Here is a 22,827-nt window from a genome sequence, read left to right as displayed (position 1 = left end):
CCCAGCGTTCCATACGCGCTCGAAGGGCCGTCCGGCGGATAAACTCATAGCTCACGCGATGCGGTGCCAGCGCCCGGCGTCGACGGCGACGGTCGTCTCGGCGGGCGGCCGGTCGGCGGTGTAGGCGACGAGTTCGGCGTCGCCGACGCGGAGCGTGACGCGGAAGACGGCGTCCTCGCGGACGACGCGCTCGACGGACGCGGGGACGCCGCCCGCATCGAGCGTGACGTGCTCGGGGCGGACGGCGAGCGTTCCCCCCGGAGCGTCGAGGCCGGCGGGGAGGCGCGCGCTCTCGACGGCGTTCGCGCCGGTGAACTCGGCGACGAAGCGACTCTCGGGGCGCTCGAACACCTCGTCGGTGGGGCCGACCTGCGCGATGCGGCCGTCGCGGAGGACGGCGACGCGGTCGGCGACGGCGCGCGCGGTCGTGCGGTCGTGCGTGACGTAGACGGCGGTCTCGTCGGCGAGGAGGGTGAGGAGGTCCGCGCGGAGGCGCTCGCGCGTCGGCGCGTCGAGCGCGGAGAGCGGTTCGTCGAGGAGGAAGGCGTCGGGGCGGACGCAGAGCGCGCGGGCGAGCGCGACGCGCTGTTTCTCGCCGCCGGAGAGCGTCGCCGGCGCCCTGTCCGCGAGGTCGGCGACGCCGAGGCGGTCGAGGAGCGCGTCCGGGTCGCGGGTGTCGTCGTGGTACTTCGCGCCGAACGCGACGTTCTCGCGGACGCTCAGGTGCTCGAAGAGCGCGTACTGCTGGAAGACGAAGCCGACGCCTCGCTCCTCGGGCGGGCGGCCGTCGAGGCTGCGGCCGTCGAGTTCGACGCCGCCCGCGTACTCCCGGAAGCCCGCGAGCGCCTCGAGGAGGACGGTCTTCCCGCTCCCGGAGGGGCCGAGGAGGCAGAGCGTCTCGCCGTCCCGGACGGTGAGGTCGGCGACGACGTCGAACGCGCTCCCGGCGTCGCCGACGCTCGCCCGGAGGTCGACGCGGAGCATTCAGGTCCACCTCCCGGTCTCGCGGGTGAGCGCGCGGACGGCGAGGAAGACGGCGACGCAGACGACCAGCAGGAGGACGGCGACCGACACGGCGGACTCGAAGTTCACGTCGAGTTCGTGGACGACGAAGACGGAGCCGAACATCGCCTGCACGCGCTCGCCCGCCGGCGGGTAGAAGACGGTGACGTTGTAGGCGACGACGGCGACGGCGCCGTACTCGGAGACGGCGCGCCCCCACGAGAGGACGGCGCCGGAGAGCACCCCGCGAACCGCGAGCGGGCCGGTGACGCGGCGGAACGTCTCGAAGCGCGACGCGCCGAGCGAGCGCGCGGCGCGTTCGGCGTCGCGGTCGACGGCCTCGAATCCCTCGCGCGCGCCGTTCACGAGGTAGGGCGCGGCGACGAACGCGAGCGCGAGGACGAGGCCGGGCATCGCCCCGAGGACGGGGAGCGTCGGGAACGCGCCGCTCTCGCCGAACGCGAGGAGGACGGCGAGGCCGGCGACGCTGTGCGGGACGACGAGCGGGAGGTCGACGAGCGCCTCGACGACGGGGCGGCCGGTGAAGCCCCGGCGGAGCAGGAGGGCGAGCGGAACGCCCAGAACGGCCGCGAGGAGCGTCGCGAGCAGCGGGGCGTAGACGGAGACGTAGAGCGTCCGCCGGACGTCCGGGCGCGCGAGGGCGTCGAGGACGGCCCCCGGCGTCGTGAACGTCGCGAGCGTCGCGAGCGGGTAGGCGAGCGCGACGAGGAGCGTGCCCCCGCAGAGCGCGGCGACGACGCCGAACGCGCCGCGGCCGGCGCTCGCTCCGAGGACGCCGGCGCTCGCGACGGCGAAGACGACGTAGAGGGTGGGGCGGCCGAGCGCGCTCGCGACCGCGAACGCGGCGAGCTGGACGCCGGCGACGGCGAGGACGAGCGTGCGCGCGTCGAGGGTCGGCGCGCGCATCGCTCAGAGCGCGAGCGGGCCGAGCGACTCGCGGGCCTCGGCGTGCGCGGCCACCGGCTCGGGGACGGCGTCGGCGTGCGCGGCGGGGACGACGGCGGTGTCGAGGACGTCGAAGCCGTTCTCCCGGAGGACCCGCGCGCCCTCGCCGAGCGCGAACGCGACGTAGTCGGCACCGCGCGCGGAATGTGCGGCGGTGCTCGGGACGCTGATGCCGTAGGCGATGGGGCCGCCCGTGTACGTCGTGTCGCCGGCGTCGACGGAGACCGTCGCGTAGTGCTCGGCGTACGCCTCCGTCGCCCGCGAGAGGTCGACCTCGGGCTGGAGGTCGATGGTGCGGACGTCGTGGCTCGCGCCGAAGGAGCGATAGGACCACGCGTAGTCGAGCTTTCCGGAGTGGAGCTGGCTGAGCAGGTCGACCTCGTCGCTCGCGGGCACCGTCGCGTTCTCGCGCATCGCCTCGGCGGTGGCGTCGTCGTAGAGCGCCTCGCCCTCGAAGGGGGTCGCGCCGAGCGCCATCGACATGAGCGCGCGGTAGCCGTTCGGGTCGACGGCGGGGTCGGAGTGGCCGACCGCCACGTCGTCGCGCGCGAGGACGTTCCACCAGTTCTCGGGTGTGAACGCGTCGGCGTACGCGGACTCGTCGGTGTACGCGACGGTCATCGCGTTCGTCGCGAAGAGCGCGTACCAGTCGCCGTACTCGGGAAGGAGCCCGTCCCGGAGGAGGCGGTAGTCGGCGACGGCGAGGACGTCCGCGCTCCGGTGCGGTGGCTGCGTGACCTTCTTCGTGGAGCGCACGGAGCCACCGGACTCCTGCGTGACCGAGACGTCGTGCGCGGCCGTGTACGCGGCTTCGAGGTCGTCGAACGCCGCGCCGAGACTGCCGGCGTGGAAGACCGTCAGCGCGTCGGCGGCGCCGGACGCCGCGCGCTCGGTGCTCGACGCGCCGGTGCTCGACACCTCCGCCCCCGACGCCCCGCCCGTCGCGTCACCGCCGGTCCCGCCACAGCCGGCGAGCCCCGCGAGTCCCACCGCGCCGACCGCCGCGAGGAACGCCCGCCGCGACCGTTGTTCCGACATAGATACAACGATGCCGCCTCGGCGACATAACCGTTTTGCTCGGCCGACGGGTAGGGGACGTATGGACGCCGGCTTCGACGCCCGACTGCACGCCGACGACGTCGCGTTCGGCGCCCGCGACGCCGCGCTCCTCCGCGCCATCGACGCGACCGGGTCGCTGAACGCCGCCGCCGAGCGCCTCGGGCGCTCCTACTCGCGCGCCCACGGCCGCCTCGACGACCTCGAGGACGCCTTCGGCCCGCTCGTCGAGCGCACGCGCGGCGGCGCCTCCGGCGGCGGCACCGCGCTCACCGACGACGCGTACGCGCTCCTCGCGCGCTTCGAGCGCCTGCGAGCGGGCTACGCCGCCATCGCCGAGACCACCGTCGCCGTCCTCTCCGGCACCGTCGTTGACCGCGATGGCGAGCTCGGCACCGTCGAGACCGACGCCGGCACCGTTCGCGCGCTCGTCTCTCCCGACGCCGACGCCGTCGACGTCGCCGTCCGCGCGGACGCCGTCACGCTCCACGCGCCCGACGACGCCCCGCCGGCGGACGCCACGAGCGCGCGCAACCGCTTCGAGGGGACCGTCGAGCGCGTCGAATCCGGCGACGCTGTCGCCCGCGTCCGCGTCGACGTCGGCGCGGACACGACGCTCGACGCCCTCCTCACCGTCGACAGCGTCGAGCGCCTCGGCCTCCGGGTCGGACACCCGGTCGTCGCCTCGTTCAAGGCCACCGCGACGCGCGCCACCCCGACCGAGCGTTAGGGGAGCGCGTCCGCGACCAGCGACCGAATCGACGCCTCGATATCGGACGCCACCGGCCGATGCGGACTGCGCGCCCGGCCCGCCGGCAGGTCGCGCGCACGCATCGCCGCCTTCAGTCCCGGGACGCCGTGCTCGCTCGTCACCGCGCGGTTCAGCGCCGCACACCGCCGGTTCACCTGTCGGGCCTCCGCGTCCTTCCCCGCCTCGTGGAGCCGATACACCTCCGCCGCGCGCTCCGGGAGGACGTTCGCGAACGCGAGAATCCCGCCGTCCGCGCCCGCCTCCAGCGCGTGCGCGTACGTCCCGCCGCTCCCCGCGAACACCGCGAAGTCGTCCGGCGTCGACTCCACGAACCGCAGCAGCGTCTCCAAGTCGCCCCCCGAGTCCTTCAGCCCCGCCACGTTCGCGTGCTCGGCGAGGTCCGCGACGAGCGCCGGCGAGAGCGTGACGCCCGTGTACTTCGGGACGTTGTAGAGGTAGACCGGGAGGGCCGCGTCGTCCGCGACCTCGCGATAGTACGCGCCGATAGACGCCTCCGCGTGCTTGTAGTAGTACGGCGAGACGACGAGCGCCGCGTCCGCGCCCGCTTCCGCCGCGCGCCGCGTCTGCTCGCGCGTCTCCACCAGCCCCGGATGGCCCGTCCCCGCGAGCACCGGCGTCGCGGCCGGCGCGGCCTCCGCGACCGTCTCGACGACCGCCGCGCGCTCCTCCAGCGTCAACAGCTCCGACTCGCTGTTCGACCCGCACGGCACCACGAAATCGACGCCGCGCTCGGTCACCCAGTCCGTGAGCTCGCGGAGCGCGTCGTGATCCACGGTACCCGCGTCGTCGAACGGCGTCACGAGCGGCACACCAGTTCCGTGCATACAGAGCGGTGGTGTGCGCCCGCCGTAGTCCTTCCCCTGACTGCCGTCTGACGAAGCTTTAGGTGTGTCGGGACACTCCACTCGGCCGAGCGCGTTCCACACGTTCCCATCCGCTCGACGCGCTCTATTCCCCTCCCCGTTCTCGCGTTCCGACCGGTGAGCGACGCGTCTCTCCGTCTACTTCGCGACAGCATCGACTCCCCGTCGAGCGTGTCGTCGTGAAAAGAGCCTAGGGCGGGATTTGAACCCGCGCTCTCGTCCTTACCAAGGACGCGCTTTACCGCTAAGCTACCCAGGCAGGCACTCTTTCGTAGTCCGGTTCCGACTTTAGGGGTTTCGATTCGGATGCGTCGCGCGAATCGCCCGACGGGACTGCACTCGCGCCGGCCGCGTCAGTGGTCGGTCGCCGAGGGGCGGACGGCGTCGTCGCCGTCGGCGGCGGGCGCGCCGGCGACGCGCGCGAGGACGTCCTCGATGGTCTCCGGGAGGACGTCCGCCGGGTCACCGAGCGGTGGCGTCCCCCACGAGTCCGCGAGGCCGACCGCGTACTGGCGGAGCGCGCGCGGCGTCTCGGTGCCGGTCGCCGTCGCGCCCGCGACGACCGCGAGGTCGAAGACGGACGCTTCGAGGCTCCGCGCGGACGACTCGACGCCGTCGGCCGCGTCGGTTCGCTCGCGGCCGAACTCGCGGACGGTGTGGACGGCGGCCGCCGCCGCGTCGGTACGCGCGAGCAGGCGAAAGCCACGCGCGACGAGGACGTCCGCCGCGAGGACGTGGAGGTCGGCGGGCTGGTCGGAGGCGTCGCTCACCAGCCACGGCTCCGATTCGACGAGTTCGCGCGTGAGCGCGAGCCCCTCGTAGACGAGTTGAACGCCGGCCGTGCGGTCGGCGAGGCCGTCCCCCTCGGCCTGCCCCGGGACCGCGCGTGCGCTCAGGAGAACGAGCACGCCCGGAACGACGGAGCCCTCCGCGAGTCGCTCGTCGATGGCGGCGCGGAGGTCGGCGGGTTCGACGTCCCGAACTGCCTCGCGCGCGGCGGCGCGGGCCCGGTCGGCCTCTTCCATTAGCCGAATGTAGCCCGGCGAGCGGCAAAGACCTTTGGAAAGCGCCGACGCGCGCTCACACGTCGCCCCGGCGCTCCGCCGCGAGTCGCGCTCAGAACGTCGGCGCGGGCGCGGGCGGCACGTGGCGCTTGTGCTCGCTCCGCGCGTGGAGGTCGCGGACGTGTTCGACGTTCGCGACCGTCGTGTCCGCGATGTCGGCGGTCGCCTCCGGCGGGACCTGCCCGTCGACCGTGAGCGCGATGACCGCGTCGAGCGTGTCGTAGTCCATGCCGATCTCCTCCTCGTCGGTCTGACCCGCCCAGAGCCCGGCCGTCGGCGTCTTCTCCACGAGCTCCTCGGCGGCGCCGAGGTCGGCGGCGAGCTGGCGGACCTGCTGCTTGTAGAGGTTCCCGAGCGGGTGGCAGTCCACCGCGCCGTCGCCGTACTTCGTGAAGTAGCCGATTGCGGCCTCCGTGCGGTTCCCCGTGCCGAGCACGAGCGCGCCCTCGTGGTTCGCGACGAGGTAGTTCAGCACGGCGCGCGTCCGAGCGCGCGCGTTCCCGACGGCGATCTTGTCGCCCTCGGCTTCGGGGACGGTGTTCAGGAACTCCTCGACGATGGGGTTGATCTCGAAGACGTCGTACTCGATTCCGAGCTCCTCGGCGACGCGCTCGGCGTCGCTCATGTTGTCAGCGTCGCTCACTTCGCCCGGCATCACGAGGCCGTGGACGTTCTCCCGACCGAGCGCCTCCACGGCGAGATAGGCCGTCGTCGTCGAGTCGACACCGCCCGAGAGGCCGAGGACGGCCCGCTCCGCGCCCGCGTCGTCGAGTCGCTCCTCGATGAACGACTCGATGCCGTCGCGCACGTCGGCGAGTTCGTCCGCCGAGAAACGCAGGTCCAGTGGGTCGATATCCGTCATCATCGGCGATTCGCCCGCACGCGACTAAAACCCACTCGCCGCCCGCCCGAAGGTGGACGCCCGTCCACTCCCGAAACGCTACGTTCAAGTGGGAGAGTGGATTATCCACGAGCGAAGCGAGCGCACCGGTGTTGAGCGGGACGGCGTCCCGCGATGCACGGTGGGTGAGTGAAACGAGCGCACCGGTGGTCTAGTGGTAGGACATGAGCTTCCCAAGCTCATAGCCCGGGTTCAATTCCCGGCCGGTGCACCTCTCCTGCGGACGGCTGACCGAGGAGCGTCGCGTCTCGGCGTCGCCGCCCTCGCGTGAAAACCGGAGCGTCGCCGCGCTACGCGTAGTGCTCGTCGAGGTACTCGACGATGTCGTCGCTCTCGTACATGGTGACTTCGCGCTCGGTGTCGACGAGGTAGGGAATCTGGTCCTCGCCGCCGGCGGTGAGCTCCTCGTGGGTGACCTCGTTGGTGACGTCGCCGCCCATGCCGCCGGGGAGGCGGGGGTTGTGGATGACGTAGGAGACGCCGAGTTCGCTGAGCTTCCGGCGGACTTTCTCGCAGTGCGGGCAGCCTTCGGACTGGTAGAGTTCGAGCATACTAGCGAAAACGGCCGGCGCGGACAAAAGGGCTGACGTCGCGGCGAGCGTCTGCGGCTTTCGCGGACGAACCGGGGGTCGCCGGTGGAACCGTACCCGCTAAGTGTCGCTCGCCCCAATCGTCGTGTATGCGCTATCGCGAACTCGGGGACTCCGGTATCGAGGTCAGCGAAGTCGGGTTCGGCGCGTGGACCGTCGGCACCGACTGGTGGGGGGACCGCGACGAGTCCGACGCCGTCGAGATGATGGAGTACGCCATCGAGCAGGGCATCACGTACTTCGACACGGGCGACGTCTACGGCCACGGCCGCTCGGAGGAGCTCGTGGGCGAGGTGCTCGCCGAGCACGACGAGATGGTGGTCGCGACGAAGGTCGGCTACGACTTCTACAACAACCCGCAGGCGGGCCACGGCGAACTCCCGAAGGAGATGGACGCCGACTACCTCCGCGACGCCGTCGAGCGCTCGCTGGAGCGCCTCGGGACGGACTACGTGGACTACCTCCAGCTCCACAACGCGAACGTCGAGGAGCTGACGCCGGACGTCCTCGAACTGCTGGACGAACTCCGCGAGGAGGGCGCGGTGGGCGCCATCGGTCTCGCGCTCGGCCCGTCCATCGGCTGGCTCGCCGAGGGCGAGTTCGCCATCGAGCGGGAGTTCGACGGCGTCCAGTACGTCGGGAACCTCCTCGAGCAGGACGTCCACCAGCACTTCCTGGAGCACGTCCGCGAGCACGACTCCGCGACGAGCCTCATCCCGCGCGTTCCGCACTCCTCGGGCCTGCTGAACGAGCAGGTCACCCCGGAGACCGAACTGGAGGCGGGTGACCATCGCGGTTTCCGCCCGGACGAGTGGTACGAGACGGGCTGGGAGAAGGTGGAGGCGCTGCGCTTCCTCGAGCGCGACGGCGAGCGCACGATGGGGCAGGCGGCCATCCAGTGGCTCCTCTCCAGCGACGAGGTCGCGTCGGTGACGCCGACGTTCCGCTCGAAGGCGGACATCGAGGAGTGGAGCGCGGCCCCCGAGACGCCCCGCCTCAGCGAGGACGAGCGGGCGCGCGTCGCCGACCTCTACGCGGAGAACTTCGGCGTCGAGCGCTTCGACGGGATGGCCCACGAGGACTACCGGACGAGCGTCGACGGCGACGACCTCCGCGACGCCGGCCTGCTGGCGGACTGACTGTAGCCGAGACCGGAGTGAAAGTAGCTACCGGGGCGACATCCCCGACGCAGTACCGCGTTTTCCACCGGAAGGCAGGGGGTCGACCGAGAGGCGCGACGCCTAGGCCAAGAAGACGTGACGCGGGCGGTCGGCGAGGACGTCGCGACCCCACTGGACGGTGTCGCGGAAGGCGTCCGAGCGGAAGAACGCCATCGCGTCGTCCTTCGACTCCCAGCGCGAGTCGATGAAGAAGGCGTTCTCGTCCTCGGTCTCCTGGAGGAGCCGGGTCTCGCGGTGGCCGTCCTGGTCGGCGAGCGCGTCGCCGACGGCGTCGAACTTCTCGACGAAGTCCTCGCGGTGCTCGGGCTTGACGGTGTAGAACATCCCCATCGTCCCCCAGCCCGCGTCGGCGTCGCCGACGCGCTCCGTGATGCCGGGGAGGTCGGAGAGGAAGCCGGCGGCGGTGTCGGCGGCGCTCTGGGTCTCCCAGAGGGAGACGACGGCGGCGGGCCCGTCGCCGTCGACGGGCGCGTAGACGACCGTGCCGTCGTGCGTGTCGTAGTGGTCGAAGCTCTCCGCGAGCTCGTCGACCGCGTCCTCGAGCTCGTCGACGGCGGCCTCGGAGTAGAGGCCGACGGCGTAGACGTCCTCGCCGTGCGGCTGGCCGGCGTAGACGTCGAGGTCCGCGAGCTCCTCGCGGAGCGACGCTTCGCCGTCCTCGTCCTCGGTGTCGCCGCCGTGGTGGCCGTCCCCGCCGTGATGGCCGTGCTCACCGTGGTGGGTGTCCTCGCCGTGGCCGTGCGCGTGCTCGTCGCCGTGCTCGCGTTCGTCCTCCGGGACGGGGACGGACTCGCCGGCCATGAACGCCGGGAGGTCCGCGGGCGGGAAGCGCCGGCCGACGTAGAAGGAGCCGAACTCGCCGTACTTCGAGGAGGCCTCGTCGAAGCGCATCTCGTAGACGATGTCCTTGATGTCCGTCGGGTCGTCGCCGAAGAGCGTCACGCCCCACTCCCAGTCGTCGAGGCCGACCGAGGAGGCGATGACCTGCGATATCTTCCCGGCGTACTCGCGCCCGAGGTCGCCGTGGGCCGCCATGAGGTCGGCGCGCTCCTCGAAGGAGAGGTCGTACCAGTTCTGCTCGGGCTGGCGGCGCTTGCTCATCGGGTAGAAGGAGACGTAGGTGCCCTCGGGGATCTCCGGGGTGAGCTTCCCCTCGATGTAGCGGCGCAGGCCGTCGTCGACGCTCTCCGGGTCCTCGAAGTAGTCGTCGCTCGCGTAGCCCGACACCTCCGCGACGGAGACGTAGGAGTAACTGCGCTCGGTGTACTCGGCGAACGCCGTCCCCTCGAAGGAGCGTTCGATGCGGTTCAACTCGTCGAGCGTCGGGCGGAAGTGGACGAACAGGAGGTCGGCCTCGTGGCCGAGCACGCTGAACGTCGCGGAGTCGCCCTCGTCGCTCCGCGCGAGCGCCTCGCGGTGCTCGAGGAAGGACGCGGCCTCCTCCAGCGCGCGCTCGCGCTCGCGCTCGGGGGCGGCGCGCCACGCGTCCCAGTCGATGGTCCGGAAGTCGTGCAGGGCGTACCAGCCCTCCGCCGTCTCGGGGGCTTCAACCATAGTCGGGAGTTCGGCGGGCGCCCCCAAGGGTTTTTCCAGTCGCGCCTGAGCCTACCCGAGCAGTTGCGGGCCGAAGACGAGCAGCACGAGGCTGACGCCCATGATGAGCCCGATGCCCGTGGTGATCGCGCGGACGGCCGCGCGCTTCTCCTCGACGGGGAGACGCGAGACGACGGCTTCCGCGCTCGTCCGCAGGAGGTGGCCGCCGTCCAGCGGGAACGCCGGGATGCAGTTGAAGAACGCGAGGTTGAGGTTGATCCAGCCGGTCCAGAAGAGGGCGTTCGCGAGCAGGAACGCGCCGCCACCGAGCGCGGCGAGCGGGCCCTCGACGGCGAAGAAGTTGAGGTTCCAGCCGTAGAAGCCCGCGAAGTTGTAGGTGAGCCCAGGGTCGATGACGCTGATGAACGGGAGGAAGAGCGTCGCCGCGACGGCGCGCACGAACCCGGCGATGCCGCCGCCGGCCGTCTCACCGCTCACGTACGAGAGGTAGGTCCCCGCCTCGTAGAGGTGGACGCCGAAGTCCGTAAAGGAGATGCCCGAGGTGCCGTACGTCCCGAGGACGCCGAGGTAGCCCACCTCGGAGTTCGGGCTGTCGCCGAGCGTCACGGTGTAGTTCTCGAACGACCCGTTCGCGTACGCGGTCACGTCGACGTCGTCGCCGGCGTCCGTGTCCGCGAGCGCCGCGCTCACGTCGTCGTAGTCGACGACGCGCTCGCCGTCGAGGCGCGTGATGACGAGCGGGTCACCGCTCGGGACGCCGCTCCGTGCGGCCGGGCCGTCGGGTTGGACGATGGCGAGTGCGCCGAGCGGTCCCGACACCGTTCGGCTCTCGCCCGACGTGCGGTTCAGGAGGGTGAGCGACGCCATCGTGTGGTTCGCGGCGAGGCGTTCGAAGCCCGCGCGCGTGTAGACGGGCGTCCCGTTCACCGCCGTCACGGTCGTGTTGATGGAGACGGACGCGAACGGTCCCGCCGTCGGCGCCGCGCGCACCAACAGCGAGCGGTTCACCGTCGCGGTCTCCCCTGACGCGAGCTCGACGGCCACGCGCCGGTCGTCGAGCGCCGACAGCGTCGCCTCGAACTCGGAGTTGTTCGCGACGCTCTGGTTCCCGACGGCGACGATGCGGTCGCCCTGTCCGATATCGGCCTGCGAGGCCGGCGACGCGGTGAGCGCGCTCCCGACGGCGGCGCCGGGCGCGACCGAGATCGCGCCCGCGACGGGGCCGAACAGACAGAGGAAGACGAGCGCGGTGAGGAGGAAGTTGTTCGTCACGCCCGCCGCGAACATCCGTGCTTTCCCGCCGCGGTCGGCGCGTCGCTGGCTCTCCTCGTCCGGTTCGACGAACGCGCCCATCGGGATGACCGCGAGGAGGACGACGCCCATCGAGGAGATGTCGATGTCCTCGACGCGGCACATGATGCCGTGGCCGCCCTCGTGGACGACCATGCCGATGAGGAGGCCGAGGACGATTTCGGGCGCGACGTCCAGCGGGAGGAAGTCGTTCACGCCCGGGATGACGAGGATGTTCCGTGGCTGTGAGACCGCCGACGTCGCCGCCGGCGGGTTCTGGACGATGCTCGCGGCGCTCGCGACGAGGAACGCGAACATCCCGAGGCCGACCATCAGCGCCGCGCCGAGGCCGAGGTTCCCCCACGCCCGCCACGCGCGCTTCGGCTGTGCGAGCCAGTTCAGTAGCGCGCGCCCGCGCTTCGTGTGCACCGTCACCATCGGGCCCATCGTGCCGACGTACTCGGGGAGCACGTCGTTCCGGTCGAGGGTCGTAACGAGCGCCCACACCAGCAGTACGGCGGCGAGGACCCACAGCCAAGCGTCCATCGAGTCGGTGATTCAGGTCCCCGCCGGATAAAGCCCTACGACCTCACGTCGCGGCCGTCGCCGCCGTCACCGCGCCTCGTCCTCCTCGTCGGCCGAGTCGTCATCCGCCGAGTCGTCGTCCGCCGAGTCGATGTACCGCCCGATGTCCTCCTGCTCGCTGCTCCCGAACCCGGCCGAGAGCACGCGCGTCAGGGCGTCCTCGGACGATTCGCCCGTCTCGATGATGTCCTCGGAGTCGACTTCGACGACGAAGCCCGACGTGATGTTCGGCGACGTCGGGATGAAGAGCAGCTCGCGGCCGTCCGGTGCCCGCTGGCCCGTCCGAAACGCCGTCATCCGCATGCCCTCCCACGCCTCGACCTTCACGGGTTTCTGGAACTCCTCCGTGCCGCTCAGCGCCGTCTCCACCGCCATCTTCGAGGCGTTGTAGATGATCCTGAGCCCCGGGAGGCTGTTCATCGCGTCGTCGAGTTGGCCTTCGAGGAACGTCCCGAGCGCCGTCCGCATCAGGTAGCCGATAGCGAAGATGACGAGCACGAAGACGAGCAGCGACAGCACCACCGCCAGATACGGGTTCTGGAGCTGCGTGGCGGCGAGCGCGAGGACCGCGATCTTCGCGAACACCCAGTAGATGAGGTAGAGCGTAACGAGTACCGGGAGGACGACGATGAGGCCGCTCGCCGCGTCCCGCTTCCACGTGCTCATTGTCGTAGTGGTTAGCGGGCGCGCGGATAAGGGTTACCCGAGGCGGGTCAGCGACCGAGGATCGCGCGCAGTCCGAACAGGAGGTTCTCGCGGCGCTCGGTCATCCGCCGGGAGAAGTACTGGAACCACTTCCCGCCGTACGGGACGTACTGGTAGACGTCGTAGTCGGCGGCGAGGTCGAACTGGGCGTCCTCGCGGACGCCCATGAGCATCTGGAACTCGAAGGGGGTCCCGTACTCCTCGTGGAGCTCCCGTGCGTACTCGATCATCGCGGGGTCGTGGCTCCCGACCGCGACGCCCCGATCGAACTCCCGGAACATGTACTCGAGGTGCTGTCGGTAGCGCTCGTTCACGTCCGCCTTGTTCCGGTAGGCGACCTCGCCGGGCTCGTCGTACGCGCCCTTCACGAGGCGGACCTTCCCGGGGACGTCCGCGAGGCGCGCGAGGTCCTCGCCCGTCCGCCGCAGGTTCGCCTGCACGCAGACGCCGACGCCGCCGTCGTACTTGCGCGCGTAGCGCTCGTAGGCGTCCAGCGTCGCGTCCGTCGTCCCGTGGTCCTCCATGTCCACCCAGACGAAGACGTCCTCGGCGGCGGCGGCCTCGACGATGCGCCCGAGGTTCTCCTCGAAGACGTCCGCGCCGACCCCGAGGCCGATCTGCGATGGCTTCACGGAGAGGCAGGCGTCGACGTGCGCGTCCGTGATGTCGGAGACGAGCGTTCGATACGTCTCCGCGTCCGCGTCCGCCGGCGCGCGCTCGTGGTAGTGCTCGCCGAGCAGGTTCAGGATGGCCGAGACGTTCCGGTCGTTCAGCGACTCGACGTGCTCGAGGGCTTCCGCGGCCGTCTCGCCGGCGACGAACCGCGACGCGATGGGCGGGATCACGTCACCCGATTCCGCCGGGAGCGCCTTAACTACTGCCGCCGCCGATACCCAGCCGTTAAGCGCCCGGCACCAGTCCCGAGAGGCATGGACGCAGTCACGGCCGTCGCCGTCGCGTTCTGGACGATGCTCCCCGCCTACGTCCCGAACAACGCGGCGGTCCTCGCGGGCGGCGGCCGACCCATCGACGGCGGGCGGACGTGGCGCGACGGGAAGCGACTCCTCGGCGACGGGAAGACGTGGCGCGGCACGCTCGTCGGCACGCTCGCGGGCGCCGCGCTCGCGGCCGCGCTCAACGTCGCCCGACCCGCCCTCGCGGACGCGACCGGCGTCGCGCTCCCGGCGTTCCCGCCCGTCGTCGCGCTCGCGCTCCCGTTCGGCGCGATGCTCGGCGACATCCTCGCCTCGTTCGTGAAGCGACGGAGCGGCCGCGAGCGCGGCGCCGCCTTCCCCCTCCTCGACCAGCTCGACTTCGTGGTGGTCGCGCTCGTGCTCGCCGCGCTCGTCGCGCCCGCGTGGTTCCGCGCCACCTTCACCCTCCCCGTCGTCCTCGTCGTCCTCGTCCTCACGCCCGTCCTCCACGTCCTCACGAACGCCGGCGCCTACCTCCTCGGGCTGAAGGACGAGCCGTGGTAGCGCGCGCCGACGCGCTTCGGGGTCGTCCCTCGGTTCGTGCGTTCGTCAGCGCCAATCGGGTCGTTTATCGGCCTCGCCGCCGCCAGTTCGGGCAATGACGGACGACGCGCTCATCACGGCCCTGCAGGACGCCGACGCGGTGCAGTACGGCGAGTTCGAGCTGTCCCACGGCGGCACCTCCGACTACTACGTCGACAAGTACCTCTTCGAGACGGACCCGCGCTGTCTGCGCCTCATCGCGGAGGCGTTCGCCGAGCGCGTCGACGACGACGCGAAACTCGGCGGCGTCGCGCTCGGCGGCGTCCCGCTCGCGGCGGCGACGGCCATCACGGCGGACGTCCCCTACGTCATCGCCCGCAAGAAGGCCAAGGAGTACGGCACCGCCAACCGCATCGAGGGCCGCCTCAGCGAGGGCGAGGAGATCGTCGTCGTCGAGGACATCGCCACCACGGGCCAGTCCGCCGTCGACGCCGTCGAGGCGCTCCGGGACGCGGGCGCGGAGGTGAACCGCGCGCTCCTCGTCGTCGACCGCGAGGAGGGCGGCGAGGAACTGCTCGCCGAGCACGGCGTCGAGATGGAGGCGCTCGTCACCGCCACCGAACTGCTCGACGCCGACGAGTAGGGCACGATTACGCAACGCTGGCTGTTTCCCACTCGAAACCGATTCGAGGTATTCAAGTTTTTGCAACCATGAGTAGCGGTATGAACCGCGCAGAGAAGGCCGCCCTCCAGTTACGCGCCGTCTCCGTCCTGCGGACGCTGAAGGAGACGCGGACGTACGACGAACTCGCGGCAGAGACCGGTCTGCCGGCGGGCGACCTGAACCGCTACGTGAACGGGCACGTCCTCCCGAGCGCCGAGCGCGCGAGCGACGTCGTCGCCGAAGTGGGCGAGCGCGTCCTCCGCGAGGAACTTTCCGAGCGCGTGCGCCTCGACGACGAGGGCTACGTCGACAACTCCGGCGTCGTCTTCGACCAGGCGTTCCTCGACCTCGTCGCGCCCGTCGCCGCCGAGTCCTTCGACTTCGAGCGCCCGGATGTCGTCCTCACCGCCGCCACCGACGGCATCACGCTCGCCGCGTCGCTCGCCTCCTACTACGACGCGCGCTGTGCGTACGCGAAGAAGTCGAAGGAGACGGCCGTTGATGAGTTCATCGAGGCCCGCCAGCGCCTCGACTCCGGCATCGAACTCACCTACTACCTCCCCGCCTCGGCCGTGGACGCCGGCGAGACCGTGCTCGTCGTCGACGACCTCATCCGCTCGGGCGAGACCCAGGAACTCCTCCTCGACATCGTCGACACCGCCGACGCGTCCGTCGGCGGCGTCTTCGCGCTCATTGCCGCCGGCGACGAGGGCATCGAGCGCGCGACCGACCGCACCGGCGCGCCGACCGGCGCGCTCGTCCACCTCGACTGACGCCGCGTCTCGGCACGTACGTGTATTCCACCTTCGGATAGTCGTCAAAAATAACCACTCTTACGCAACCGAGTTGGTAAGGGTTAAGTCAGCGGCAAAAACTATCCACGTGCATACGACATGGGGCTCACGGACTCACTCGCCGACTACTTCGGCTTCGACGAACACGACACCGACCTCCGGACGGAGGTGATCGCCGGGATCACGACCTTCCTCACGATGTCGTACATCGTGGTGGTCAACCCCGCGCTCCTCTCGCAGGCCATCCAGATCGACGGCGTCAGCGCGACCCGGACGTTCCAGATGATCGCGGTGGTCACGCTCCTCAGCGCCGCCGTCGCGACGTTCGTCATGGCCGTCTACGCCAACCGGCCGTTCGGGCAGGCGCCCGGCCTCGGCCTCAACGCCTTCTTCGCGTTCACCGTCGTTCTCGGCCTCGGCATCCCGTGGCAGACCGCGCTCGCCGCCGTCGTCGTCGAGGGCGTCGTCTTCATCGTCCTCACCGCCGTCGGCGCGCGCGAGTACGTCATCCGGCTCTTCCCCGAACCCGTCAAACTCGCCGTCGGCGCCGGTATCGGGCTCTTCCTCGCCATCATCGGCCTCGAGGAGATGCGCGTCGTCGCCGGCGACCCCAGCACCTACCTCACGTTCAACCCGGCGTTCGCGAGCGACCCCGTCGCCATCCTCAGCGTCGTCGGCCTCCTCGTCACGCTCGCGCTCTACGCCCGCGGCATTCGCGGGAGCGTCATCCTCGGCATCATCCTCACGAGCGTCGCGGGCTACGCCGCGTCCGCGCTCGGATTCAGCGCCTACTCCCCCGAGCGCGCCGCCGAACTCTACGGCGTCACGCTGAAGTCCGTCTCGCTCGCGCCCGGCGCGCCCATCACGTACGACGCCGCGAGCTACAACATTGCGCCGCTCGCCGGGAGCTTCGTCACCGGCCTCCAGAACGTCGAGGGCGTCACCTTCGCGCTCGTCGTCTTCACGTTCTTCTTCGTCGACTTCTTCGACACCGCCGGCACCCTCGTCGGCGTCGGCCAGATGGCCGGCTTCCTCGACGAGGACGGGAACTTCCCCGACATCGACAAACCGCTCATGGCGGACGCCATCGGCACCACCGTCGGTGGCATCCTCGGCACCTCCACTGTCACCACGTTCGTCGAGTCCTCCACCGGCGTCGAGGAGGGCGGCCGGACCGGGATGACCGCGCTCGTCATCGCCGGCCTCTTCCTCCTCAGCCTCGCCGTCGTCCCGCTCGCCGTCGCCGTCCCGACGTACGCGAGTCACCTCGTCCTCGTCGTCGTCGGCATCCTCATGCTCTCGAACGTCGCCGAAATCGCGTGGGACGACCTCACCTTCGCCGTCCCCGCCGCCCTCACCGTCATCGTCATGCCGTTCGCCTACTCCATCGCGTACGGCATCGCCGCCGGCATCATCTCCTACCCCGTCGTGAAGACCGCCGTCGGCGAGTACGACGACGTCCGCCTCGGCCAGTGGCTGCTCGCGCTCGCCTTCCTCCTCTACTTCTTCGTGCGCACCAGCGGCGTCATCGCGCAGACGGTCTGAGAGTCCGAGCACGCGCTGTCTCCCGCTTTCTCACGCCGGCTCCCCGACGCGAGACGCGTCGCTCTCAGTCGCACCGGCGCGGGACGCGTCGCTCGTCTCGACGAACCCGAGAACCCGAAAAAACGTGCCGTCGCGCCGCCGGACCCCTTACCGTTCGTCGATGGGGGTGAACGTCTGGTCCATCGGACCGACGTAACGCGCACGCGGGCGGATGAGGCGGTTGTCCTCGTACTGCTCGAGGACGTGTGCGATCCAGCCGCCAACGCGACTCATCGCGAAGATGGGCGTGTAGATGTCGACGGGGATGCCCATCTGATAGTAGGTCGTCGCGGAGTAGAAGTCCACGTTCGGCGCGAGGCCCTTCTCTTCGGCCATGTACTCCTCGATGGCGACGCTCATCTCGTACCACTTCGTGTCGCCGGCGGCCTCGCCGAGCTCCTCGGACTGCTCGCTGAGGATCTTCGCGCGCGGGTCCTTCACGTTGTAGACGCGGTGGCCGAAGCCGGCGACGCGCTTGCCGTCGTCGAGCGCGTCCGTCACCCACTGGACCGGTTCCTTCGCGGACTCGTCGACCTCCTTCAGCATCTCCATGACGTTCTGGTTCGCGCCGCCGTGGAGGCTGCCACCGAGCGTCCCGACCGCGGACGTGACCGCCGAGTGGAGGTCCGCGAGCGTCGAGGACGTCACCATCGCGGAGAACGTCGAGGCGTTCAGGCCGTGGTCGGCGTGCAGGACGAGCGCCTGATCGAAGACGTCCTCCATCACGTCGTCGGGCTCCTCGCCGTTCAGCATGTAGAGGAAGTTCGCGGCGTGGCTGAGGTCCTCGCGGGGCGCGACGGGTTCGGCGCCGTCGCGGATGCGCGTGAACGCCGCGATGACCGTCGGAATCTTCGCGGTGATGCGCTTGCCCTTCGCGAGGTTGGCCTCGCGGTCCGTGGGGTCCTCGCCGTCGGCGGCGTCGTCGAACGCGGAGAGCTCGGAGACCGCCGTGCGCAGGGCGGCCATCGGAACTTCGTCGGCTTCCGCGAGGTCCCGAACGGTCTCGAGGACGGCGTCGTCGACGGCGCGCTCTTCGGCCATCGCGGACGCGAACGTCTCGAGTTCGCTCTCGGTCGGGAGTTCGCCGTGCCAGAGGAGGTAGAGGACCTCTTCGTACGACGCCTCACGCGCGAGGTCCTCGATGGTGTACCCACGATAGACGAGGCGGCCCTCGTCGCCGTCGATGTAGCTGAGGTCGGACTCAGCCACGAGCACACCCTCGAGCCCCTTCTTGAGTTCGTCGGACATACCCGACGGTTTTTCACGGTGTTGCAAAAGGGTTGCCTATTATCCATGCTCGACCGGTGACCGGGCGTACGATTTCACCGGATAGTACCGCCGTCGTCGCGGAAATACCGGCCGAACGTGCGCGAATCACAACGATGGTGTCGGAGCGTTCCGCATGGATGAACGCCTTGCCGGCTCGTTCGTCGCGCCCCGGCCGGCCGCGAGCGCCGACTCACCCACGGGTGTTTTTATCGCTCGCCGCCGTCTCCCCACCATGCCCGGCCGCGTCGAGTACGAACCCGCGAGCGTCAAGGACCTCCTCGCGGAGATGAAGGACACCGCCGAACTCCTCATCGACCTCTCCTACTCGGCGGTCCTCCACGGGAGTCCGGCCATCGCCGAGGAAGTCCTCGAGCTCGAAGAGCGCATGGACGTCCTCCAGTTGCGCGCCCGGATGAGCCTCCTGCTCGCCGCGCGCAACCCCGAGGACGCGGAAGCGCTCGCGCCCGTCCTCGGCATCATCGGCGCCGCCGAGAAGGTCTCCGACGCGAGCGGCGACATCGCCAAAGTCGTCCTCGAGGAGGTCGGCCTCCCCGACGCCATCCGCGACGCGCTCCCCGAGGCCGTCGAGCGCCTCGTGCGCGCCGAACTCGCCGCGAGCTCCGCCTACGCCGGCCGGACGCTCGCCGACGTCAACCTCGAGACCGAGACCGGCGTGCGCGTCATCGCCGTCCGACGCGGCGGCGACTGGAACCCGAACCCCGGCCCGACGACGACGCTCGAAGCCGGGGACGTCCTCCTCCTCCGTGGCCCCGAGGAGTCCATCGGCGACGTCTACGAGCGCGCGACCGGGACGACGTACGACCCCCCCGAGCCCGCCGACCCCGACATCGCCGACCTCGAACGCGCCGTCGACTCGCTCGTCCTCATGAAGAACATGAGCGAACTCGCCGTCGACCTCGCGTACGGGAGCGTGCTCTTCGACAGCGACGACATCGCCGAAGAGGTCGTCGAACTCGAAGCCGAAGTCGACGCCCTCGAGGCGCGCTTCGAGGCGTGGACGCTCCGGGCCGCCGCCGACGTCGCCGACCCCGTCTCCCTGCGCGGCCTCGTCCAGATCGCGAACGCCACCGAAGTCATCAGCGACGCCGCCCTCGAGATCTCCGAGGGCGTACTCCGGGGGTTGGACACGCACGTCGTCGTCCAGGAGGCCGTCGAGGAGTCCGACGAGGTCATCGTCCGCGTCGCCGTCGCCCCCGACTCCGACCTCGACGGCACGACGCTCGGGGACGCCGCCGTGAAGACGGCGACGGGGATGCGCGTCATCGCCGTTCGCCGCCCCGAGGCCGACGCCGACGCCGCGAGCGGCCTCCGCGCCGACACCGAGGATGCGTGGGTCATCCAACCCGGCCCCGACACCGCCCTCCGCGCCGGCGACGTGCTGCTCGCGAAGGGGACGCGCGCCGGTGCCGAGCGCTTGCGTGCGCTCGCGGGCGCAGAGGACTAGACCGCTCAGAAGTCGGACGGTCGCGCTCGTGTGCGAGCGTGCCGGGCGAGCGAGACCGGCGTCCTCAGACGCCCGTGGAGTAGCGAAGCAGGCCGCCGATTCCGCCGAACGCGTTCAGGAGCTGTTCGCCCTTCTCGAAGTCCGTGCTGATGAACGTCGTCTCCGTCCCGCGCTGGTCGGCGATGTTCATGAGGTGGTCGATGGCGTCCTCGCGCTCGCCCTCCTCGACCGTCTCCCCGCACTCCTCGCACTCGTGGGCGGGGACCTCGTCCGTCCGGCGGTCGATGAGCTCGCGCTCCTCGTGGCCGTTCGGGCACTCGTAGGTGACGACGTCCTGTCGGAGGTCCTCGCTGAGGAGGAGCGTCTCGACGGAGCCCATCACGAGGTTGCGACGCGTCGCCTCGAAGCCGTACGTGGCGAGGTCGCCGTTGTGGAGCTCCTTGAAGAACGACTCCATCGCGTTCTTGTCCTCCATGAGCGCCGCCTCCGCGAGCGCGGCCGAGCCCGCGTCGACGAGGTCGTAGAGGCCGGACTCGTCCGTGTAGGAGACGTCGAACTTCCCGAGGACCTTGTCCTGGAGCTCGTGGTGGAGGTAGTCGCCGTCGAGGAACTCGTCCTTCGTCGGTGAGGGGCCGCCCACGAGGATGCCGTCGAGCTCGTGGCGTCGGTCGACGAAGAGGTCGTTCGCCATTCCCGCGACCTCCTGGTAGAAGTTGTCGATGGCCTCGAGGCGCAGGCGCGCGAAACGCTGGGCGGACTGGCCACCTTTGCGCTGCTTGCCCGGCACGAGCGACGACGCGGACTTCACGGGCTCGACGCGCTTGCCCTTCAGCCACCCGACGTTCGCCTCGCGGCGGTCGAGGACGACGAGCCCGTAGAGGCCCTTGTCCGCGAACATGTTCTCGAGGGGCTCCGTGAGGAACGCGCTGTCGCAGTGATAGCGGAAGGACTGGATGGGCTCGGGCGGGGACTCCAGCACTTCGGTCACCATGTCCGACTGCCCGCCGCCGACGTCGATGGAGCCCGAGAAGAGCACCATCCCGTTCTCCGGCGGGAACGTGTCGTAGTAGCGCAGGCGGTCCTTGATCGAGGTCAGCGCGTCCTGGACCGCCGTTCGGGTCTGCTTCGACTTGATGTTCGACGCCTCCGAGTGCTCCTGGGTGACGTGTGCGACCACGTCCGAGACCTGCTTGTCCTCGGGGACGTAGATGGTGACGAGTTGCGTCCCGCTCCCGGAGTAGTCCTGGAGCTGCTCGATGACCTTCCGGAACTCGTACTTCCGGCGGTCCTCGGACGCCTCTTCGCCCTGCTGCTCGCTCATTACGGAGTACTAGGGGCGTGTATCGGTAAGTACCCTGCGACCTTTTGCTCTGGGCTCGCTTCGCTCGCTCGGCAAAAGCTCGACCATCGTAGGAAGCGAAGCTTCCTCCTATGCAGCGAGACGCGAAGCGTCTCGCACGCAAAAGCACTCCTCGCTCCGGGTCCCGTCGGTCACGCGAGCAACGCGAGTGTGACCCAGTGAGAGCTTCGCTCTCACGCTGGACCGCTCGTTCACGCGAACGCTGGTGTTCAGTCCGCCCCGAGACTGAACGAACCACGAGGTAGCGTCCGCGCGACGGGTGGTCCAGTTAGAACGTCGTTCTCACTGAGTCACACTCACTCACCGCGCTCGTTCACGTGAGTCGCGCGCTTCACTCGCGCCGGAGGCGCGAGGCTGAGGAGGGTGTCGTACCCGACGAAAGCTTCAGGCGTAGTGCTCGTCGAGGTACTCGACGATGTCGTCGCTCTCCGGCATCCCCTCGACGCCGTTGGCGGGGTCGACGAGGACGGGGACGCCGGTCTGGCCGCTGACGGCCTCGACCTCGTCGCGCTCGGCGTGCGAGCGCGGGACTTCGTGCGTGCGGTAGTCAAGGCCGAGCTCGTCGAGTTTCGACGTGACTTTCGCGCAGTACGGACAGCCCGGCAGGACGTAGAGTTCGAGGTCGCTCACGCCGCCGTCTACGCGGTCGAGCGGGAAGAAGGATGCGGAGCGGGCGGCTTACGCTTCCGTCTCGGCGTCGTCGCCGCGCTCCTGGAGGAGGTCGCGGAACTCGGCGGGGTCGTCGATGCGTTCGAGCTCCGAGCGCTCGATGATGGCGGTGCCGCCGATGGACTCCTGTTTGGCCTCGTCGACGAAGTAGACCGCCCGCGTGCGGGTGACGCGCCCGACGCTCGCCATGATGCGCGCGCGCTTGACGGCGGCGTCGGTGAGCGTCGAGTGGCCGGTGAGGAGCCCCGAGGGGCGCTCGGTGTCCTCACCGACGGCCTTGAACGGCGCGCGGACGGTCGGGTGGACGTCGAAGCCGGCGCGCGTGAGGACGGCGACGATGGGTTCGTCCTCCGGGTCGGCCTCGGGGTCGTCCGGGGTGGGGTCGGCGTCGCGGACCTCGTCCGCGCCGTCGAGGACGTCGACGGGGCTGGTGAGGGCGTCGCCGAAGACGTCCTCGAGCTTGACGGCGACGTCGATGCTGGCGTTCATGCCGTCCTCGTACTTCGAGACGGTGCGTCGGGAGACGCCGAGTTCGGTGGCGAGGCGACCGAGGCTCCAGCCGCGCTGTTCGCGTTCGTCCGAGAGGACGTCGCCGTCGATGTTGACGTAGAGGCCGCCGGGGGCGGCGTAGACGAGCGGGGGGACGCCCTCGACGAAGAGGTCCATCGCGGTGTCGGGGCTGATGACGGGGACGCCGTGGCGGAAGTAGACGACGCCGGGTTCGAGTTCCTGGTCGCGCGTGCGCAACCCCACGACGATGGGCGTGCCGTGGAGGTAGTGACCGAGGCGTCGCATCTCGGCGCCCGTCGGGGCGTCGAAGGCGTCGACGTTCCCGAGGACCTTCAGGAAGAGGAGGTCCTCACCGCGCCGAGCGGCGACGTCGAAGCTCTTCGGCCGGATGACGCAGCGGTCGCTCACCGTGAACCCCGCGTCCGCTAGCATCGCGGTGACGTTCTCGATGAGTGCCGACCGGGACATAGAGGACTCTAAGCCGGTATGCACATATATGTATTTTGCCGCAGGCGAGCCCGGTGCG

General features: G+C 70.3%; 22 protein-coding genes and 2 tRNA genes. 8 read left to right on the top strand and 16 right to left on the bottom strand.

Features of this window, described 5'->3' with window-relative positions:
• Nucleotides 1–51 precede the first annotated feature (51 nt).
• From EFA46_RS02650 to EFA46_RS02640, 3 genes are read right to left on the bottom strand one after another with little or no spacing between them, the layout of a single operon-like run.
• Complete coding sequence (locus EFA46_RS02650; protein ID WP_123075018.1) at nt 52–984, bottom strand: ABC transporter ATP-binding protein; 933 nt, start codon at nt 982–984, stop codon at nt 52–54.
• Nucleotides 985–1,929: an ABC transporter permease gene (locus tag EFA46_RS02645; RefSeq protein WP_123075020.1), complete on the bottom strand. Its 945-nt coding sequence runs from the start codon at nt 1,927–1,929 to the stop codon at nt 985–987. It lies immediately after the preceding gene.
• Between the two features lie 3 nt (nt 1,930–1,932).
• Entirely contained in the window at nt 1,933–3,006 is a 1,074-nt protein-coding gene (locus EFA46_RS02640; RefSeq protein ID WP_123075022.1) for a substrate-binding domain-containing protein, read from the bottom strand.
• Nucleotides 3,007–3,067: 61 nt separating this feature from the next.
• Here EFA46_RS02640 and EFA46_RS02635 point away from each other — a divergent pair, with 61 nt between their 5' ends.
• Nucleotides 3,068–3,754: a TOBE domain-containing protein gene (locus tag EFA46_RS02635; RefSeq protein ID WP_123075024.1), complete on the top strand. Its 687-nt coding sequence runs from the start codon at nt 3,068–3,070 to the stop codon at nt 3,752–3,754.
• Here EFA46_RS02635 and EFA46_RS02630 read toward each other — a convergent pair.
• The 4 genes from EFA46_RS02630 to EFA46_RS02615 all read right to left on the bottom strand — a co-directional run bounded on the left by EFA46_RS02630 (nt 3,751) and on the right by EFA46_RS02615 (nt 6,585).
• Nucleotides 3,751–4,620, bottom strand: coding sequence for a dihydrodipicolinate synthase family protein (locus EFA46_RS02630; RefSeq protein WP_123075026.1), 870 nt, complete (start codon nt 4,618–4,620; stop codon nt 3,751–3,753). The genes EFA46_RS02635 and EFA46_RS02630 overlap by 4 nt on opposite strands.
• 226 nt (nt 4,621–4,846) lie before the next feature.
• Nucleotides 4,847–4,918: transfer RNA gene (locus EFA46_RS02625), tRNA-Thr, on the bottom strand.
• Nucleotides 4,919–5,012: 94 nt separating this feature from the next.
• The gene (locus EFA46_RS02620) at nt 5,013–5,684 is read right to left on the bottom strand and encodes a hypothetical protein (protein WP_123075028.1); all 672 of its coding nucleotides are present in this window, start codon (nt 5,682–5,684) and stop codon (nt 5,013–5,015) included.
• Nucleotides 5,685–5,775: 91 nt separating this feature from the next.
• Nucleotides 5,776–6,585, bottom strand: coding sequence for an NAD+ synthase (locus tag EFA46_RS02615; RefSeq protein WP_123075030.1), 810 nt, complete (start codon nt 6,583–6,585; stop codon nt 5,776–5,778).
• A 179-nt stretch (nt 6,586–6,764) separates the two neighbouring features.
• Between EFA46_RS02615 and EFA46_RS02610 the strand changes: the two genes are divergently transcribed.
• A tRNA-Gly gene (locus EFA46_RS02610) sits at nt 6,765–6,835 on the top strand.
• Between the two features lie 79 nt (nt 6,836–6,914).
• Here the strand turns inward: EFA46_RS02610 and EFA46_RS02605 are convergent.
• Entirely contained in the window at nt 6,915–7,175 is a 261-nt protein-coding gene (locus tag EFA46_RS02605) for a glutathione S-transferase N-terminal domain-containing protein (protein WP_123075032.1), read from the bottom strand.
• A 128-nt stretch (nt 7,176–7,303) separates the two neighbouring features.
• Here EFA46_RS02605 and EFA46_RS02600 point away from each other — a divergent pair, with 128 nt between their 5' ends.
• Nucleotides 7,304–8,353, top strand: a complete 1,050-nt coding sequence (locus EFA46_RS02600) for an aldo/keto reductase (RefSeq protein ID WP_123075034.1) — start codon at nt 7,304–7,306, stop codon at nt 8,351–8,353.
• 102 nt (nt 8,354–8,455) lie between these two features.
• Here the strand turns inward: EFA46_RS02600 and EFA46_RS02595 are convergent, their stop codons facing one another.
• From EFA46_RS02595 to EFA46_RS02580, 4 genes are all read right to left on the bottom strand, one after another.
• Nucleotides 8,456–9,949 (bottom strand): heme-binding protein, encoded by a 1,494-nt coding sequence (locus tag EFA46_RS02595; RefSeq protein ID WP_123075036.1) that lies wholly within the window; start codon nt 9,947–9,949, stop codon nt 8,456–8,458.
• Between the two features lie 51 nt (nt 9,950–10,000).
• Nucleotides 10,001–11,785: a site-2 protease family protein gene (locus tag EFA46_RS02590; protein WP_123075038.1), complete on the bottom strand. Its 1,785-nt coding sequence runs from the start codon at nt 11,783–11,785 to the stop codon at nt 10,001–10,003.
• Nucleotides 11,786–11,851: 66 nt separating this feature from the next.
• Entirely contained in the window at nt 11,852–12,490 is a 639-nt protein-coding gene (locus tag EFA46_RS02585; RefSeq protein WP_123075040.1) for a DUF502 domain-containing protein, read from the bottom strand.
• A 47-nt stretch (nt 12,491–12,537) separates the two neighbouring features.
• On the bottom strand, nt 12,538–13,374 hold the full coding sequence (locus EFA46_RS02580) for a proline dehydrogenase family protein (protein ID WP_123075042.1): 837 nt from the start codon (nt 13,372–13,374) through the stop codon (nt 12,538–12,540).
• 84 nt (nt 13,375–13,458) lie between these two features.
• On the opposite strand from EFA46_RS02580, the gene EFA46_RS02575 reads away from it, so the two are divergent.
• The 4 genes from EFA46_RS02575 (at nt 13,459) to EFA46_RS02560 (ending at nt 16,989) form a co-directional block, all read left to right on the top strand.
• Nucleotides 13,459–14,007, top strand: coding sequence for a CDP-2,3-bis-(O-geranylgeranyl)-sn-glycerol synthase (locus EFA46_RS02575; RefSeq protein ID WP_123075044.1), 549 nt, complete (start codon nt 13,459–13,461; stop codon nt 14,005–14,007).
• A 94-nt stretch (nt 14,008–14,101) separates the two neighbouring features.
• Nucleotides 14,102–14,629, top strand: coding sequence for an orotate phosphoribosyltransferase (pyrE, locus tag EFA46_RS02570; RefSeq protein ID WP_123075046.1), 528 nt, complete (start codon nt 14,102–14,104; stop codon nt 14,627–14,629).
• An 80-nt stretch (nt 14,630–14,709) separates the two neighbouring features.
• Entirely contained in the window at nt 14,710–15,423 is a 714-nt protein-coding gene (locus tag EFA46_RS02565; RefSeq protein ID WP_123075048.1) for a phosphoribosyltransferase family protein, read from the top strand.
• Nucleotides 15,424–15,543: 120 nt separating this feature from the next.
• On the top strand, nt 15,544–16,989 hold the full coding sequence (locus EFA46_RS02560) for an NCS2 family permease (protein ID WP_123075050.1): 1,446 nt from the start codon (nt 15,544–15,546) through the stop codon (nt 16,987–16,989).
• 147 nt (nt 16,990–17,136) lie between these two features.
• On the opposite strand, the gene citZ is transcribed toward EFA46_RS02560, so the two are convergent.
• Complete coding sequence (gene citZ, locus EFA46_RS02555; protein WP_123075052.1) at nt 17,137–18,276, bottom strand: citrate synthase; 1,140 nt, start codon at nt 18,274–18,276, stop codon at nt 17,137–17,139.
• 253 nt (nt 18,277–18,529) lie between these two features.
• Between citZ and EFA46_RS02550 the strand changes: the two genes are divergently transcribed.
• A complete protein-coding gene (locus EFA46_RS02550) occupies nt 18,530–19,762 on the top strand; it encodes a potassium channel family protein (protein WP_123075054.1) in 1,233 nt (410 codons plus the stop codon).
• A gap of 64 nt (nt 19,763–19,826) precedes the next feature.
• On the opposite strand, the gene prf1 is transcribed toward EFA46_RS02550, so the two are convergent.
• The 3 genes from prf1 to EFA46_RS02535 all read right to left on the bottom strand — a co-directional run bounded on the left by prf1 (nt 19,827) and on the right by EFA46_RS02535 (nt 22,769).
• A complete protein-coding gene (prf1, locus tag EFA46_RS02545) occupies nt 19,827–21,083 on the bottom strand; it encodes a peptide chain release factor aRF-1 (protein ID WP_123075056.1) in 1,257 nt (418 codons plus the stop codon).
• Between the two features lie 423 nt (nt 21,084–21,506).
• Nucleotides 21,507–21,752 (bottom strand): glutathione S-transferase N-terminal domain-containing protein, encoded by a 246-nt coding sequence (locus tag EFA46_RS02540; RefSeq protein ID WP_123075058.1) that lies wholly within the window; start codon nt 21,750–21,752, stop codon nt 21,507–21,509.
• A gap of 48 nt (nt 21,753–21,800) precedes the next feature.
• Nucleotides 21,801–22,769: a transcriptional regulator gene (locus EFA46_RS02535; protein WP_123075060.1), complete on the bottom strand. Its 969-nt coding sequence runs from the start codon at nt 22,767–22,769 to the stop codon at nt 21,801–21,803.
• Between the last annotated feature and the right edge of the window lie 58 nt (nt 22,770–22,827).

The sequence above is a fragment of the Halarchaeum sp. CBA1220 genome (assembly GCF_003721175.2).
In the GTDB taxonomy this organism is placed as follows: domain Archaea; phylum Halobacteriota; class Halobacteria; order Halobacteriales; family Halobacteriaceae; genus Halarchaeum; species Halarchaeum grantii.
This window is presented reverse-complemented; position numbering and strand designations above follow the sequence as displayed.